The sequence below is a fragment of the Paenibacillus sp. AR247 genome (assembly GCF_002968895.1).
In the GTDB taxonomy this organism is placed as follows: Bacteria; Bacillota; Bacilli; order Paenibacillales; family Paenibacillaceae; genus Paenibacillus_AQ; species Paenibacillus_AQ favisporus.
Genome location: NZ_PCZT01000024.1, coordinates 42,472 through 59,486, shown reverse-complemented (window position 1 = coordinate 59,486; position 17,015 = coordinate 42,472). Strand labels below are relative to the sequence as shown.

The window sequence follows — 17,015 nt, the reverse complement described above, 5'->3', positions numbered from 1 at the left end:
ACATTTACATTAAAAAATAAGATGTTTATATTGTTATCATAAGTTGAGTCAAACATCGTGAAGGCATCGTGGAAGGAAGGCTGGAAGCGATGCGGGGCAAGGTTGGCACTTGTCATATTTTAACAAGGGGGTGGTATCCAAATCCGCCATATTGAAAGGGATTGCAATCCGTAGAATCCTTCAGAAATAAAAACCGATATTAACCGATTAAGCGAAAGGGTGGTTATCCCATGAAAAGAAGAGCAACCTTGATGGTAACGATGCTGTCCGTTCTTTGTTTGTTTGTAAGCGCTTGCTCAGGCGGACAGAAGCAGGAGGGCGGCAGCAGCGCGGAAGGCAGCAAGCATTTGACCATGTGGACCTGGAAGGTCGCTTACACGCCGGGAATCGAAGCGGCAGCCAAGCTGTACGAGGAGAAGACCGGAGTGAAAGTGGATGTCGAGACCTTTACGCCTGACGATACTTACAGACAAAAGTTTCAGGCGGCGGCCAACTCGAAAAATCTCCCCGACGTCGTCAACTGGTGGGCGACAGCGGGCGACTCTATCGAAGGCTCCGTGCTTGAGCTGTCGGGCGAAGTCGGCGACGACGTGCTGAGCAAGTATTACGGTACGGCCATGGATCCGATCAAGGTGACCCAGAGCCAAGTCGATTCCTGGCAGAAGGACAAAAACGCCACGACCGTACAAAAGTCGCTGAAGGCGGGGCAGTTCTACGGACTGCCGCTCGATATCGGCGGATTCTTTACCTTTTACGGCAACAAGCAGCTGATCGAGAAGGCGGGGCTTACCGCCGAAGCTCCGAAAACGTGGGAAGAGTTCGTCACGATGATGGAAACGATCAAGAGCAAGACGGGAACGCCGGGGCTTGTCTTTGGCGCCAAAACGTCCGACCTGTGGGAGAACTGGGCCGGATCCGCGCTGGCGATCATGTATGGCGGGCCTCAATCGTATATTGACCTGCTGGAACGAAAAGCGAAAATGAGCGATCCGGAACATCTGCCGGTTGTTCAGGCGGTACAGACGCTCGCTGACAAAGACTTGCTGATGCCGGGCATTTTGTCGACGGATATCGACGGCGCGGACCAGGCGTTCGCCGCGGGCAAAGCCGCATTTGACCTTGGCGGTTCGTTCACGATGTCCACGCTGCTCGCGATGGGCATGAAACCGGAGGATATCGTCACGTTCCCTGTGCCGCCGATTGACGGCTCGAAAATCACTTCCTGGACGACAGATCCGTTTACGCTGACGATGCTGTCCGTGAATAAAGATTCGAAGAACAAGGATGCCGCGCTTGATTTTATCAAGTATATGACCACGGATCCGGATGCGGCCGTTGCGTTCGCGAATGCGGCCTATACGGTTCCGGCCCTGAATTTGGGCGACCGTGCCAAAGATCTCGATCCGAACCTGAAGGCGATCGTTGAATCGTTCGCCACCGAGCCCGGACCGTATTCGGAAGCGCAGCCGGCTATCAACGCTTACCGGGGCAAGAACAAGGAGTGGGAAGTGTATGCCCAGTCCATCCAATCCATGATCGAAAAGAAAATGACGGCCGAACAGGCTGCGAAAAAATTCGACGATACGATGAAGAGCCTGCAGGCCAGCGGCAACTGATAACCGGCTCTGGCTGTATGATGCAAACGGCGGCAGGGACACGCGCCTTTCCGCTGCTTGCTTAATCCAAATCCAAAGGTGATGGAAGATGATAACAACTAGAAATAAATGGGTACCGTATCTGTTTTTGCTGCCGGGTGTTCTCCTGTTTCTCGCCGTTGGCGTCTATTCGGTCGGCTTCTCGATCCTGCTCAGTTTTTATAACTGGTCGGGGATCGACTTTTCGACGGCCCGCTTCGAAGGCCTTGCTAACTTCAGGCAGTTTCTGCTCGGGGATGACCCGATCGTCACTCAGAACTTTTACAACTCACTGCTGCATAACGTCCTGATCGGTGCAGCCCAGGTCGTTATCGTCATCCCCATCGCGATCGTGCTGGCATTCGTTCTGCAGAATACGAAGATGGCGTCGCTGTACCGCACGGTGTACTTCCTGCCGATGATCGCATCGGGCGTGGCGATTTTTTATGTATGGAAAGGACTGTTTGAGCCTACCGGCGCTTTTAATTCCCTGTTTCATGCGATCGGACTCGACTTTGTGACCGTACCCGGGGGAATGCTGGGGAGCTCGTCCACATCGCTGATCGGCATCATCATTACCTCGATATGGGGCGGCCTTCCGGGCACGCTGATTCTGTATTATGCCGGATTAACCTCGATCGATCCTACCTTGTATGAGGCCGCGAACGTTGACGGAGCCAGCAAGCTGACGATGATCACGAAAATCACATGGCCGCTTCTGAAGCCAATTACGCTGATCGCGGTCATCCAGATGGTCAACGGCGCGTTCCAGGCGTTCGAGAACGTGTTCATCATGACCGGTGGCGGACCCTCGGGCAGCTCGGAGGTCATCGGGACGCTCGTATACCGGACGGCGTTCCTGAATAACGATTACGGACTGGCCAGCGCGATCGGATGGATATCCTTCCTGATTACCGGAGCCATTGCCATGTTCAGTATCCGGTCGTTCAAAGTCGACATTTAGAGGAGGACCCGAGATGGTCAAGACTATCAAGCACATCATTCTGGTTTTATACGGGCTGACCTGCGTGTATCCTTTCTTGTGGATGATCGGCACCTCTTTGAAAACATCCCAGGATGCACTGGCCAATCCGCAGTCCCCCCTCCCCAAAGGGGCGCCTGAGTGGTCTACGTTTGCAGAAGTGTGGAACAAGCTGAACTTTTACCGCTTTTTCGTCAACAGTGTGGTCGTCAGTATCATCGTCATTATTGGAGTCGTTCTGATTTATACGATGATGGCGTATTCGTTCGCCAAGTTCAGATTTAGAGGCAAAAAATTCGTGTATTACACGTTCATCGCGCTGCTGCTCGTTCCTGGCGTGACGACGCTCATTCCGCTGTATATCAACATGACGAATCTCGGCCTGCAGAACACATACGTCGGGATGATCCTGCCGATGATTAACGGGGCTGCGCCGTTTGCCATTTTCCTGTTTACGAGCTATTTCCGGACCATATCGCATGAGCTGTACGAGTGCGCCGTTCTGGACGGCTGCGGCAACTTCAAGATCTACTGGCGTGTCTATCTGCCGCTGGCCCTGCCGGCGATCGGAACGATTGCCATCCTGAACTTTATAGGAAGCTGGAACAACATTCTGTGGCCGATGATTATCGTCGACAAGCAGGAGATGTTCACGCTGCCGATGGGGCTGATGTACCTGGATTCCTCCTCATTTAAAAAATGGAACGAGCTGATGGCCGGAGCGCTGATCACCGTCATACCGATCCTGATCGCGTTTCCGTTTATGCAAAAGATGTACGTTAAAGGCATGACCGTCGGTTCGGTCAAAATGTAAAACGCATCATTCATGCCGTACCCTCGTTAGCGCACTAGAAAACATACAAGAATGGGATGAAAGAGATGACCATAAAAACAGCGCATATTATTGCGCATTCGCATTGGGATAGAGAGTGGTATTTGCCATACGAAAAACACCGGCTGAAGCTGGTCCGCCTGATGGAGGATTTGATCGAGGCCTTCGAGCGGGACCCGGAGTTTGCCAGCTTTCATTTGGACGGCCAATATATCGTCCTGGAGGATTATTTGCAGATGATGCCGCACCGGGCGGAACAAGTGCGTTCGCTGGTCGAACAGGGGAAGCTGATCGTCGGCCCCTGGTACATTCTTCAGGATGAATTTCTGGTCAGCAGCGAAGCGAATGCGCGCAACCTGCTGATCGGGATCCTCCTTTCGAAAAAGATGGGGGGATATGCGAAAATCGGTTATTTTCCCGACTCCTTCGGCAATATGGGGCAGGCACCCCAGCTTATTCGCCAGGCGGGCATCGATGTGGCCGTATACGGGCGCGGCGTCAAGCCGGTGGGCTTTAACAACGAGGTCCAGTCCGGTAACGAACATACGTCAAAATACTCCGAGATGTACTGGGAATCTCCCGACGGCTCCCGGGTTTTGGCGATCCTGTTCGCCAACTGGTACAACAATGGAATGGAGATTCCGACGGACCCTGAAGCCGCGAAGGCGTATTGGGCGGAAAAGCTGGCAGCCGCCGAAGCATTCGCCTCGGGACCGGAGCTGCTCTTCATGAACGGCTGCGACCACCAGCCGCTGCAGAAGGATCTGTCCAGGGCGCTGCGCACCGCCGCCGAGATGCTACCGGACGTGGAGTTCCGCCATTCCAGCTTCCCCGAGTATATTGAAGCGCTTCGTCAGGCGAACCCGGATGCCCTCGATGTCGTGCGCGGCGAGCTCCGAAGCCAGTGGACGGACGGGTGGATCACGCTCGTCAATACCGCGTCGGCCCGGGTGTACATCAAACAGCAAAACGTGCGGAGCCAGACCTTGCTGGAAAAGGTGGCCGAGCCGCTCGCCGTCATGGCCCATTTGACCGGTACGGCCTATCCGCGGCACGAACTGCTGTATGCGTGGAAGACGCTGCTGCAAAACCATCCGCATGACAGCATTTGCGGCTGCAGCGTTGACGAGGTGCACCGCGAGATGATGACGCGCTTCGCCAAGTCGCAGCAGGTGGCGGAGTCGATCGCTGCGGACAGCGCCGCGGCGGTAGCTGCTGCCGTGGACACCTCCGGCTTTGACCCGGAATCGGCGCGGCCTTTCGTCGTCTTTAACACGTCGGGCCATTCCCGTTCCGGCGTGGTTCGCACGACGGTGGACATAGAGCGCCGCTATTTCGATCATCAGGCTCCGAACGAGAAATACGAAGCGTTCAAAGAAGAGTACCAGGCTTTTGATCCGGAGGAATGGATCGTAACGGACGAAGGAGGCAAGCCCATTGAGGCTAACATCGAGCCACTCGGCCCGGTATTCGGCTATGACCTCCCGGATGACCGATTCCGTCAGCCTTATTGGGCTTTTCAGGTGGATGTGGAGCTCTATGTCAAGGACGTTCCAGGGATCGGTTATCGGTCCTACGCCCTTGTCCGCAAGGATTCCCTGGCCAAAGCCGAGTCCGTTTCGCCTGCTGCAGGCGGCGTGAACGCAGGCGGCAACGCGATGGAGAACCGTTATCTTCGGGTGGAGATCGCGGAAGACGGCTCCTTTACGCTGTTGGATAAAGTGAACGGCCGGAAGTATGAAGGGCTTGGCATTTACGAGGACACGGGCGACATCGGGAACGAATACATGTACCGGCAGCCGGATGGAGAAGCGCCGCTGACGACGGAGGGCCTTTCGGCGGGTATCCGGCTGGTGAAGCATACGCCGCTGGCCGCCGTATACCGGATCGAGCACGTCTGGAACCTGCCGCTTGGAGCGGATGCGCTGCTGGACGAAGAGATTCGCTCCATGGTCCCTTTCCGGTACCGCAAATCCCGCCGCGTTAGCGAGACGGCCGGGGTGAAGATCGTCACGGAGCTCACCCTGGGCAAGGATAGCCGCTGCGTCGGCATCCGGAGCATGATCGACAACACGGTGAAGGACCACCGCATCCGTATGCTGTTCAAGACCGGACTGGCGGCGGCTCATGTGATGGCGGACTCCATTTATGAAGTGGCGCGGCGCCCGATTCAGCCTGAAGCCGCGTGGAGCAATCCGAGCAACGCCCAGCATCAGAACGCGTTCATCAGCTTGAGCGACGGCATCGCGGGCCTTACCGTCGCGAATCAGGGACTGAACGAATACGAAGTGCTGCCCGCGCATAACACGATGGCGGTCACGCTCGTGCGCGGCGTCAGAGAGCTTGGGGATTGGGGCGTATTCTCGACGCCCGAAGCGCAGTGCCTGGGAACGCATGTCCTGGAAATGGAGCTGATTTCCCATGATGCCGATGTGGTTGAATCGGGCGCATTTATCGAGGCTTATCAATTCCCGGTTCCATGGACGGTTCATCAGACGGGAGTCCACGGCGGCAAGCTGCCGGCGAATCATACGTTCCTCGAATGGGAGGGCGACCGTCTTGCCTTCAGCGCACTCAAGTTGGGCGAGGAGAACGAGGATCTGATGTTCCGGGTATTTAACGTTTCATCAGCTGCGCCTTCTACCCTGTCGGTCACGCCTTCATTCCAAGTGAACGGCGTCTATGAGAGCACCATCATTGAACAGCGCGGGGAAGAGATGGGAAGAAACGAGCAAAGCGGGTATACGGCAGAGCTGGGACCGGCAAAAATTCAGACGGTTGGCATTCGTCCGGCTCTGCGATAATATAGTCCATTCTGGGGAGGGGAAAGCGGTATGGCCAAAATAACGGCAGTACGCTGCATTCGAACGAGACATGATGGAAGCTGGGTCATCGTCAAAGTCATGACGGACCAGGACGGATTGTACGGCATCGGCTCGGCCAGCGATATTTACCAGCCGGGAGCCGTGGTCAGAGTCATTGAGGAACTGCTGGCACCGGTGCTTATCGGACGGGATGCCGGCCAGATCGAAGATCTGTGGCAGACGATGTATACGAGCGGTTATTGGCGCAATGGCTCTACGCTCCATACCGCCATGGGCGGTATCGACATGGCGCTGTGGGACATCAAGGGGAAGGAAGCGGGGATGCCCGTGTACCAGCTTCTGGGCGGCGCGGTCCGTTCGGCCGTTTCTTGTTATGCGCATGCTAACGGTGCCACCTACGAGCAGCTGGAGGAAGAGGTGCATGCCTTTCAGGAGCAGGGCTTCGGCGTGATCCGCTGCCAGCTTGGGGGCTACGGCGGAGGCGGATTCGTCACACCGCAGGGCGTATCGAAATTCCCTCCTGCCAGTGTATTCGATGAAGCCAGCTACATCACGGCGATCCCGGACATGTTCGAGAAGCTGCGTGTACGGTTCGGCATGAGCCTGGGCTTTACGCATGACGTTCACGAGCATCTGACGCCTTCCGGCGCCGTCAGCTTATCGAGAGCGCTGGATCCGTACCGCCTGTTCTTCGTGGAAGACTTGCTGCAATCGGAGCATACGGGATGGTACCGGCGGGTCAAAGAAACGAGCACCACGCCACAGGCCGTCGGCGAATTGTTTGTTCACCCGCAGGAGTGGCTCCCGCTGGTGCAGGAGCGCTTGATCGACTTTGTCCGGATGCGTGTCTCCAAGGCCGGCGGCATTACCCCATGCCGCAAAATTGCCGCCGTCTGCGAAGCTTTCGGCGTTCGCACCGCGTGGCAGGAAGGTGGGGAGAACGACCCGGTCAACCAAATCGCGGCCGCGCATCTGGACATGGCGATCATGAGCTTTGGCGTACAGGAGATCAACCATTTCCGCAGCGAGGAGAAGGAGGCCTTCCCGGGCCACGCGGTTTTGGAACACGGGCATTTAAAGCTGAACGATAAGCCGGGGCTTGGCATCGATATCGACGAGCATAAGGCGGGAGCTCTGGTAAAGGATCAGGGTTCCCTGGCAGCATACCATCACCCATACAAGCTGGACCGCAAGCCGGATGGAACGCTGATTCGTCCGTAAGGTCCGGCTGGAAGGAGGAAAAGATCATGAAACAAATCGTCGTGACCGGCTCGGAAGGAAAACTGGGCCACTACGTCGTTCAAGAGCTTAACCATGCAGGATACCGGGTCATTGGAACGGATGCCCGCCCGGCAAGCGGGAGAAACCGTTATGCCCGTTATGTCCAGGGGGACTTGACCCAGCTTGGCGAAGTATACGGTATTCTGGCGGAGTCGGATGCGGTGGTTCACCTGGCTGCCGTGCCGAATCCTATCAACTTTTCGCCGGAGCGGATCTTCGCCAACAATGTCATGGCGACATACAACATCCTGGAGGCTTCTTCGAAGCTCGGCATCCAGCGCGTCGTATTCGGATCGAGCGAATCGGCCTATGGATTCTGCTGGGCGAAGCATCCCTTTCCGCCGCATACGCTCCCCGTTGACGAGGAGCATGTGCTGCTGCCGCAGGAAAGCTACGGTCTGTCCAAGCAGGTGAACGAACAGACGGGCGACATGTTTGCCCGCCGTACCGGCATGGAGATCTATGCCCTCCGCTTCTCTTTGATTCTGGCGCCGAATGAATACGATCGGGAGATCGCGGCCTTCAGCGATACCGCCAGACATCACCGCATTCTATGGAGCTATGTCGACGCGCGCGACGCCGCTTCAGCCTGCCGGCTTGCGCTGGAAGCACCCGTGCAAGGACAGGCGGAAGCATGCCGCCTGAACATCACCTCCAGCGACTTGCTGAGCGATGCAAGCGTCAGTGAGCTGGCTGCCAAGTATTATCCGCAGGTGCCTTTTCCAGGCAAGGACCCAGGTAAGTTGACGGCGCTCGTGTCCAACGCCCGGGCGAAGTCGGTCCTGAACTGGGAGCCTGCTCATTCCTGGAGGAACGCTGGCCGTTAAGGCCGGTTTTCCTTAAGGTTCATAGATGAAGCAAGCCGCCTGCTGAAAGGGGGAGGTGCCGCAAGCTAAATTGGATACAGGACAAGCTCGGATGTATTGCCGATAGTTTTTTTGCTGCAAAATTGAAAGCGAATACAATCATGATCCCGCAGCGAAGCAGCGTTGCTTTCGTGCAGCTTGATAAGCAAATCAAGCAGGGGAGGAATAATCGTGAACAATCGATTGAGCTTTAGGCGCTTTATCGCGCAAATGACCGTCATCGTGATGGTCGTCTCCTTATTCTGGATGGCCCCCGGCTCCACTTAGAGCCGCCGCCGATGGCGAGGATGCAGATGGCGGCAGCCAGCTTCCGCCATCCGCCCCGGTAACGGTTACCGATTCCGTATACATTACGCTCGGGGAAACGCCGGAAGGACAAGGCGTAACCGCCCGTCCGGGGGACGGTCCGGAGGAAGGCCTGCAGGTTGGCGAAATGGACGGTAAAACGTACTGGAAGACCAATCAAGCGGTAAATCCGAATGATCCGGCACAGAACATTCTCTACTTTTATTTCAATGTGGATGACGACTTTGCGGGAGATCTTAGCGACCAGGACGTTTTGGTAACGGCCGAATATTATGACCAAGGCAATGGGGATATGGTGCTTCAGTATGATTCCAAGCAGTCCGCTTTTAAGGACGCCCCGCTGTTTTCGTACGAAAATTCGGGGACCTGGAAGACGCATACCTTCAAGCTGAGCGACGCGCGCTTTGAGAACCGCACAAACGGTGCGGATTTCCGGATCGGCGTCACCGGCGCCGGAGCGAAGGCGCAGAATCCCGAGCTGTATTTGGCGAAGGTGACCGTGACGAAGCAGATCCGTGAACCGTCGGGGACCCACGAAACCAAGGTCTATGACACGGTATATCCGACGGACGATATCGTCATTGCCGACCGCAGTGTGACGGATTATGGCGCCAAAGGGGATGGGAGCGCGGATGACACCCGCGCCTTCCAGGAAGCGCTGGCCGATGCGGGAAGCCAAGTGGGGCGTCGTGTTCGTGCCTTCAGGAACGTACAGGCTGACAAGCGAGCTTGTCGTCCCGACAGGAGTCACGCTCCGCGGCGATTGGGCGAATCCGGAAGCGCAGGGCGGCAAGGTTCTGGGCACCGTTCTTGCTGTCTATGCCGGTAAGGGACAGGAGGCAGGCACGAGCTTCATCAAGCTGCAGCCTTCCAGCGGCGTGACGAACCTGTCCATCTGGTATCCGGAACAAAACGCATCCGATCCGTCTCCATATCCGTGGACGATCGAACAGCTTCCCGGCGACAGTGCGACCGTCAAGAATGTCACGCTGGTCAATGCTTACCAGGGGATCAAGATCGGACCGGACTGGAACGAGCTGCATTACGTCAAAAATCTCTATGGTACCACGCTGAAGACAGGCATTTTCCTCGATTATACGACGGATATCGGACGGCTGGAGGGGATTCATTTGTCCCCGGATCTCTGGTCCGGCTCGGGCCTAACGGGATCGCCCGAACGCGGCGAACTGCATGATTACATGACGGGCCATGCCGAGGGCATTGTGATGGGCCGCTCCGATTGGGAATACATGTCGGACATCCATATTTCCGGATATGAGACGGGCATGCGGATGACGACGAGAACCGGCAGTCTTGAATCGGCCAATGCGCAGCTGTACAAGATCCAGGTCGAGGATTGCCATGTCGCGCTCAAGATTGAGGGCGTTAACAATTACGGCCTGCTCATTTCGGACAGCCGGTTTGAAGCCGGAGCCGGGCAGCATCCGATTGCCATTTACGCGACGCAGGGCTTCAATTCCATTGTTCAGTTTAACGGCGTTACGGTAGGCGGGCACCCCGATCAGGCGGTTCTGAACGAAGGCAGCGGCACCCTATCCTTCGAAAACAGCACGTTCGCAAACTGGGGGGAAGCAGTGAAGACTATGCGATCATCGCACGAGGCGGATCGCTGATACTAGGGGCTTCCAGCTTCGCCAAACCCGATCGCCATCTCCTGCTTGAAGGGAATGTCGGAACGGTAAATTCCATCAACTCGGGATATGACGGCAAGCTGTCCGTAACCAATCACAGCCAGTCGACGGACCTGAATATCCGCCAAGACGACAAGTATGTCCTGGACCGCCTTCCTGAGGTGCCCTCCGTGGATATCGCCGCACGTCCCAAGCCGGCGACGAGCGGATTGTTTAATGTGGTGAATGCACCGTACTCCGCTGATCCGACCGGGAATGAGGATGCCTCCCAGGCGATCCAGCAGGCTCTAAGCGATGCCGGTGATGCTGGCGGCGGCACGGTGTATATGCCGGCCGGGATTTACCGGGTCGAGCAGCCGCTGGTCGTGCCGACAGGCGTAGAATTGCGCGGCAACTTTGATGTTCCGCATCATACGATTGGCGGCGGCACGGTCATTTTTACGAACTACGGGGAAAATGAAGCGGACGCCCCGGCATTGATCCAGTTAAAAGCGTCGGCAGGCCTCCGCGGGATATCCGTATATTACGACCATCAAACCTGGACCGAAACGAATCCGGTCAAGCCTTACCCATGGACCGTTCAAGGCCAAGGGAAGGACGTTTACCTTATTGATACGACGCTGGTCAATCCATACCAGGCCGTCGATTTTGGAACATACGATACGAGCGGGCATTACATCGATTACGTGGCAGGTTCCCCGCTGAAGGAAGGGATTTACCTGGGCGGAGGTGCGCAGGGCGGATACTTGCGGAACGTCCAGTTCAATCCGCATTATTACGGGCGCAGCAATTACCCGAACCATCCATCCACCGGCGCGGACTCCGACATGGTCTGGAATTACCAGAAGGACCATCTGGATGCTTTCCGTATCGGCAACGTGAAGCAGGAGACCATTTTTAACACATTCGTCTTCGGTTCGAAGTTCGGCATCCATTTCGAAGGACAGGACGGGCAAGGCCCTGAAGCCGTCGTGATCGGCCACGGCACGGACGGAAGCAAAAAAGGAGCCGTGCTGGAAGGCGCGGATAAGGCGGGACTCCAGTTCATCAACACGGAGCTGGTCTCGATCAGCACGACCGACAAAGTCTACGTTGAGGTCGGCAAAGACTTCAGCTCCAAAGCGGTGTTTTTCAATTCTTCGATGTGGGGCGATACGAACCGTTCCTTCGACATCTTTGGGGGCACCGTGCGGATTCAGCAGGCCAACTTCACCAAAGTCGGCGACATCGGCATTAACGCCGTCGGCGGTGACATCGGACTGTACGATTCCTATTTCCAGCAGTCCCAAACGACCCATGTGTATGCCGGGCCGGGCATCGACAAGATGGTCGTATCCAACAACCTGGCCAGCGGGGGGCTTCAAATTCAGAACGATGCGCCGGGCAAAGTGTCGGGAAGCAATCTCTATCCTGTGACGCTGAAGTTAGAGAAGGCGCCCTTCGATCCTTCACACCCGGAAGATACAGGAACGGTGCTGTCGATAACCAATGCGGCCGGAGACGGAACGCTGAAGGGACAAATCGAATGGGTCAGTCTAGGCATGTATAAGGAAGCGCTGAAGCCGATCCGTTTTGAGAATCTGAAGCAGGGGGAAACCCGCAGCGTGGCCATCCCTTATTTATCAGCTGATTCCCTGAAGTTCAGGGTTGCGCTGGATAACGGGGAACGTTATGAAACTTCAGTCAAGCTGTCCCAGTCCTTCGCATCGCGGAGCGGGGCAGCGGACCACACGCCAACCATTGAAGTGTCCGGTCCGGAGCATTACTACAGCGTCGGCGGAAGCTGGGAAGGCGCCGATGATCTCGGGCTCACCTCCAAGGTCAACTGGGATGAAGCCCATTTATACGTCAACGTGGACGTCAAGGACAATGTCCACAGCCAGACGTTTACCAACGGCGATATATGGCAGGGCGACAGCCTGCAGGTCGGTATCGACCTGGCGAAGGAAGATGGCGCGGCTAGCCGCCAGGTGAACGAGCTCGGGTTTGCGCTGAACGAGGACGGCAGCGTGCAGAAATGGAGATGGCGTGCTCCGGATGGGGTAACGCCGGGCCCGCTGGAATCCATTCAGGCGGTCGTTACCCGCGACGAAACGGCCAAGGTGACGCATTATGAGCTGACCCTTCCGTTTCAGGCGCTTCACGGCGCCGGGTACAACTTCCATCCCGATAAACCGATAGGGCTTGCGCTGCTCGTCAACGAAAATGACGGGGATGGACGGTCCGGATTCATGGAGTTTAACGGAGGTATCGGTGCGAGCAAGGATGCCGGATTATTCGGCAATTTGTACCTCCTCCAGAACGATTATGTGAAGCTGCTGGAGAAATCCGCCCAAGCCAGCGTGAAGTTGGCCATGCAAAAGAAAGAGGTCAGCACCGTCGATGCTGCTGCCAATTTCGTGCTTCTCCTGCCGGATAGCGGACTGAAGAAATCCTTGCAGGCCCGGCTCGCTGCCATTGGTTCGAAGCTTGGGACAGTTCCGGGCGGAGAGGGGCATTCGGGAGGACCGGGATCGAATGGAAAAGGAAATTCCGGTTCTGGCGTACCGCTTGTATAATCTGCTGCCATAAGGCAGGCCAGCATGACATGCCTGTGCACAGTATCGCTTTCGAGCGATCGTGCGCAGGCTTTTTTTTGCGTCTTGGGTGATTGTGGCGATTTCGGTATTCAGCAATTTCGGGGCAAGCCGCACTCTAAACGCAGGACACGTTAAAAATGGACTGCAAACATTAATTCCGCCTCATTTTGGCCCTGTGATGAATGCACTACCATTAAAGAAGAAACGGCAGTTAGATAGCGTGAGGTGAGAACGGTGGGAAGCATCACATTTAATCATGTATTCAAACGGTACAAGGGCGAATCCCGCCCCGCCGTGAACCAATTATGTCTCCCCCAAGGATCGCGACATCGCGATGGTTTTTCAGAATTATGCCCTGTATCCCAATCTGTCCGTTTATGAAAATATCGCCCTTGGCCTAAAGCTCCGCAAGACGGCGAAGCATGAGATCGATGTACGCGTGAAGCGGGTGGCGTCCATCCTGGAGATCGCCCATCTGCTGGACCGCAAGCCGAGTCAGCTGTCCGGCGGCCAGAAGCAGCGGGTTGCGCTCGGCAGGGCGATCGCCCGTGAGCCTCAGGTGTTTCTGATGGACGAACCGCTGTCCAATCTTGATGCCAAGCTGCGCGCGCAGACCCGGGCCGAGCTGATCAAGCTGCAGAGCGACCTGAAGCGGACGACAGTGTATGTCACCCACGACCAGGTCGAAGCGATGACGATGGGCACCCGCATCGTGGTGATGAAGGACGGGGTCATTCAGCAGGTAGCCGCCCCGCGCGCATTGTACGACGAACCGGCCAATGTGTTTGTCGCCGGATTCATCGGTTCGCCTCAGATGAACTTTTTGAACGGTACTATCGAGAAAAACGACGGAGATTACTATTTTTCCAACAAACGGATGAGGCTGCTCCTGCCTGAGCCAACTGGCAGAAATTTTGAGCGGGCCCCGAAAACCGTCCGGAGCGTCATCTTGGGCGTGCGGCCGGAACACGTCATCCTGAAGCGCGGCAGCTCGGAGGAAGCCGGCTTCATTACCGGGCTTGTGCAAATGACGGAAGCCACCGGCGCGGATTCCTATGTTTACGTGCAAATCGGTTCTTATCAAATGATCGCCCGTACCGATCCTGAACAGACGTACGCAGCCGGGGACGTGGTCTCTGTAGGCTTGCAGATGCACAAGATCCACTTTTTCGATGAGAGTACAGAGGAATTGGTGGGGAGAGGTGAGGCATGAAGAAACGTACCTTGCCCCGTTTCGCACGCATTTCTCTGAGACTGCTGATCGTTGCCGCACTTCTGTTCGGACTCGTCCGCTGGCTGTCGGCCGATGAGCCTGTGGTTTACTCCACCAGCGCTACCGCCGCCGATCTGCTTGATCTGGCAAGCGAGGAAGGCGAGCTCCCTTACGCCCAGCACATGAAGGGGGCGGAAGGCGAATATGCCATTGCGGAAGAAACGGCCATTCGGCTCGATCCGGTCAATTACAAGGCGGCATCCACCGATGCGGACCTGGCCAAGGAGGCCGAGAGCGGTCGAAGCATGCTGAGCTGGAGCAATGAATCCGGCTGGGTTGAGTGGGCCTTTACGATCCCCGAGGCTGGCTGGTATGAGCTCCATTTGGACTATAAGGCGCTGCCGGGCAGCGGAAGCTCCGTGATCCGCGGGGCCATGATCGACGGAAAGTACCCCTTCGCGGAATCGGAGCGCATCGAGCTGGAACGGATGTGGAAGGACGCGAAATATCCGTACGAAGTCAACGAAATCGGGATGCAGGTCCGACCCCAGCAGATTGAACTCCCCGAATGGACGGACAAAGCGGCAAGCGATTATTCGGCTTCGTCCCGGCCGCTTCTATACCAGCTTGAGCCCGGGCAGCACACGCTCAGGTTGACCGGAGAGAGGGGGGCTGTCGCGATCCGGGACATTTATTTCCGGACCCAGCAGCCGATCCCGGCCTATGCGGAATATGTCAAGCAGCAGCCTGCGATGAAGGTCCAAGAGAGCTGGTTCAAGCAGACGGAAGCCGAGCAGTTCCAGCGCAAGTCGAGCCTGTCCATTCAGACGGACCGCTGGTCGGAGCCGTACATTTCACCGGATCCCAAGGGCCGTATCACCTATAACGTGCTCGGAGGGAACCGTTGGAAGCAGCCGGGCGAGTGGGTGGAGTGGAGCTTTGAGGTTCCTGCCGACGGCTGGTACGTCATCGATCTGAAAAACTTCCAGAACTACAGATCGGGTTTTAAAGCGTATCGGACGATCGAAATCGACGGAAAGGTCCCCTTCGAGGAACTGCTTCATTACGGCCTGGCGTATCACAAGGAATTCGAAATCTCGGCGATATCGGATGCGGAAGGCAGGCCCTATCAATTTTATCTGAACAAAGGGACCCACACGATGCGAATGACGGCCGATTCAAGCACGATGCAGCCGATCCTGATCGCGTTGAAGGATACCCTTAAGCAAATATCGGATTTCGACCGCCATATCAGGCTCATCACCGGCAATTACAGCAAAAGCGCCTCGGATGCCAACCTGGATGCCAGCCGCACCTGGGACATGAATAAATACGATCCCAATGCGGGCAAAACGCTTCAATCTTTGATCGACCGCCTGAAGCTGATCCGGGACTACATCAACCGCGTCAATGAAGGCAGCTCCGACCTGTCGCAAGCGATCGCTTCAGCGGTGAGCATGCTGGAAGAGATGGCGTCCGACGTCAACAACGTTCCGAACAAGGTGAACGATTTCTCCACGATCCAGGCCAACATCGGCACATGGATGTCTACGCTGACCCAGCAGCCGTTGATGCTCGATTATTTCGTGGTACGGACGCCGGATGCCCAAACCGGCCTCAGGGAACCTACGGCGCTTTCCCGAATTCCGTATTCCATCGCCGACTTCGCCCGCTCCTTTACGATGGATTACGACCTGGACGGGGAGAAGAAGGACGGGGCGCTGGAGATCTGGGTCGGCCGCGGCCGCGATTACGTTGATGAGCTGCGGGAGCTGGTGAGCCAGGATTTCACGCCGAAAACGGGGATTCAGGTCAACATTAATCTTATGCCGAATCCCAACATGCTGATTTTGGGCAATGCCGCCGGCGACGTGCCCGACGTGGCGCTCGGGCTGGCAGAGGCCACACCGGCCGATTATGCGATGCGGGACGCCGTTCAGGATCTGTCCTCTTATCCGGGATTTGCCGATGTCATGAAACGGTTCATTCCGGGCGCGTCGAGAGCCCTGACCTACAACGGCGGCACTTACGGCCTGCCGGAGGTGCAGAACTTCCAGCTGCTGTTTTACCGCTCGGATATTTTCGAGAGCCTGGGCTTGAAGGCGCCGGACACTTGGGACGACGTGTTTGACATCCTGCCGACGCTGCAGGAGAACGGCATGACGATGAATGTTCCGAAGGCGGATTTCGCCACCCTCTTTCTCGAAAACGGCGCATCGCCGTATACGCCCGACGGGCTGAAGTCCAGCCTGTTCAGCGATTCGGGGCAAAAGGCGTTCAAGCAGTGGACGCAGCTGTACACCAAATTCAACCTGCCGATCGACATACCGGCTTTCTTCCAGCATTTCCGTGACGGGGATATCCCGATCGGCATATCCGACTTCAACACGTACGTGCAGCTGCAGGTGGCTGCGCCTGAGATCACTGGGCACTGGAAAGTCGCGCCCCTGCCGGGGATCAAGCAGCCGGACGGTCAAGTGGCCCGCTGGTCGCCGCAAGGCCTGTCCACGGCCATGATCATGAAGAAGAGCGACAAGAAGGATGCGGCCTGGCAGTTTCTGAAATGGTGGACTTCCGCGGATGTCCAGTCGAGGTATGCCGGGGATATGGAGTCGTACTACGGCATCGAGTACCGTTGGAACACGGCCAATGTTGAGGCGATGAAGTCGCTGAGCTGGCCGTCCGAAGACCTGAAAGCGATCCGGGAACAGGCCCGCTGGGCGGCGAATCTGCCCAATGTTCCAGGGTACTACTTCCTGGCCCGTGAAATGGACTTCGCCTGGAACAAGACGGTATTTGACGGCGTGCCGGCGAGCGAATCGCTGGAAGAGGCCAGCCTGTCGCT

The 17,015-nt window shown here is 56.7% G+C and carries 10 protein-coding genes; all 10 read left to right on the top strand.

Annotated features, from left to right (window positions below; all coding sequences use genetic code 11):
* Nucleotides 1-230: 230 nt before the first annotated feature.
* Complete coding sequence (locus CPT76_RS31030; protein WP_105445629.1) at nt 231-1,616, top strand: ABC transporter substrate-binding protein; 1,386 nt, start codon at nt 231-233, stop codon at nt 1,614-1,616.
* An 88-nt stretch (nt 1,617-1,704) separates the two neighbouring features.
* Entirely contained in the window at nt 1,705-2,598 is an 894-nt protein-coding gene (locus CPT76_RS31025) for a carbohydrate ABC transporter permease (RefSeq protein WP_105445628.1), read from the top strand.
* Nucleotides 2,599-2,611: 13 nt separating this feature from the next.
* Nucleotides 2,612-3,430 (top strand): carbohydrate ABC transporter permease, encoded by an 819-nt coding sequence (locus CPT76_RS31020; protein ID WP_076172898.1) that lies wholly within the window; start codon nt 2,612-2,614, stop codon nt 3,428-3,430.
* A gap of 65 nt (nt 3,431-3,495) precedes the next feature.
* On the top strand, nt 3,496-6,252 hold the full coding sequence (locus tag CPT76_RS31015) for an alpha-mannosidase (protein WP_105445627.1): 2,757 nt from the start codon (nt 3,496-3,498) through the stop codon (nt 6,250-6,252).
* Between the two features lie 30 nt (nt 6,253-6,282).
* Nucleotides 6,283-7,494: an enolase C-terminal domain-like protein gene (locus tag CPT76_RS31010; RefSeq protein ID WP_105445626.1), complete on the top strand. Its 1,212-nt coding sequence runs from the start codon at nt 6,283-6,285 to the stop codon at nt 7,492-7,494.
* 26 nt (nt 7,495-7,520) lie between these two features.
* Nucleotides 7,521-8,381, top strand: coding sequence for an NAD-dependent epimerase/dehydratase family protein (locus CPT76_RS31005; protein ID WP_105445625.1), 861 nt, complete (start codon nt 7,521-7,523; stop codon nt 8,379-8,381).
* Between the two features lie 472 nt (nt 8,382-8,853).
* On the top strand, nt 8,854-9,555 hold the full coding sequence (locus CPT76_RS40875; protein WP_258169002.1) for a glycoside hydrolase family 55 protein: 702 nt from the start codon (nt 8,854-8,856) through the stop codon (nt 9,553-9,555).
* A gap of 993 nt (nt 9,556-10,548) precedes the next feature.
* Nucleotides 10,549-12,936 carry a sugar-binding protein gene (locus CPT76_RS40870; RefSeq protein ID WP_258169001.1) on the top strand — a complete coding sequence of 796 codons (2,388 nt, stop codon included), beginning with the start codon at nt 10,549-10,551 and terminating at the stop codon, nt 12,934-12,936.
* Nucleotides 12,937-13,291: 355 nt separating this feature from the next.
* The gene (locus CPT76_RS30990; protein WP_105445623.1) at nt 13,292-14,170 is read left to right on the top strand and encodes an ABC transporter ATP-binding protein; all 879 of its coding nucleotides are present in this window, start codon (nt 13,292-13,294) and stop codon (nt 14,168-14,170) included.
* Nucleotides 14,167-17,015 (top strand): extracellular solute-binding protein (locus tag CPT76_RS30985; RefSeq protein ID WP_105445622.1); only part of this gene is annotated, 2,849 nt, incomplete at its 3' end. The genes CPT76_RS30990 and CPT76_RS30985, both read left to right, overlap by 4 nt.

What these genes read in the sequence shown, in the direction of transcription:
- CPT76_RS31025 (WP_105445628.1), top strand. Translation starts at nt 1,705, where the DNA reads ATGATAACAACTAGAAATAAATGGGTACCGTATCTGTTTTTGCTGCCG.
- CPT76_RS31010 (WP_105445626.1), top strand. Translation starts at nt 6,283, where the DNA reads ATGGCCAAAATAACGGCAGTACGCTGCATTCGAACGAGACATGATGGA.
- CPT76_RS40875 (WP_258169002.1), top strand. Translation starts at nt 8,854, where the DNA reads ATGGACGGTAAAACGTACTGGAAGACCAATCAAGCGGTAAATCCGAAT.
- CPT76_RS31030 (WP_105445629.1), top strand. Translation starts at nt 231, where the DNA reads ATGAAAAGAAGAGCAACCTTGATGGTAACGATGCTGTCCGTTCTTTGT.
- CPT76_RS31015 (WP_105445627.1), top strand. Translation starts at nt 3,496, where the DNA reads ATGACCATAAAAACAGCGCATATTATTGCGCATTCGCATTGGGATAGA.
- CPT76_RS31020 (WP_076172898.1), top strand. Translation starts at nt 2,612, where the DNA reads ATGGTCAAGACTATCAAGCACATCATTCTGGTTTTATACGGGCTGACC.
- CPT76_RS30990 (WP_105445623.1), top strand. Translation starts at nt 13,292, where the DNA reads ATGGTTTTTCAGAATTATGCCCTGTATCCCAATCTGTCCGTTTATGAA.
- CPT76_RS31005 (WP_105445625.1), top strand. Translation starts at nt 7,521, where the DNA reads ATGAAACAAATCGTCGTGACCGGCTCGGAAGGAAAACTGGGCCACTAC.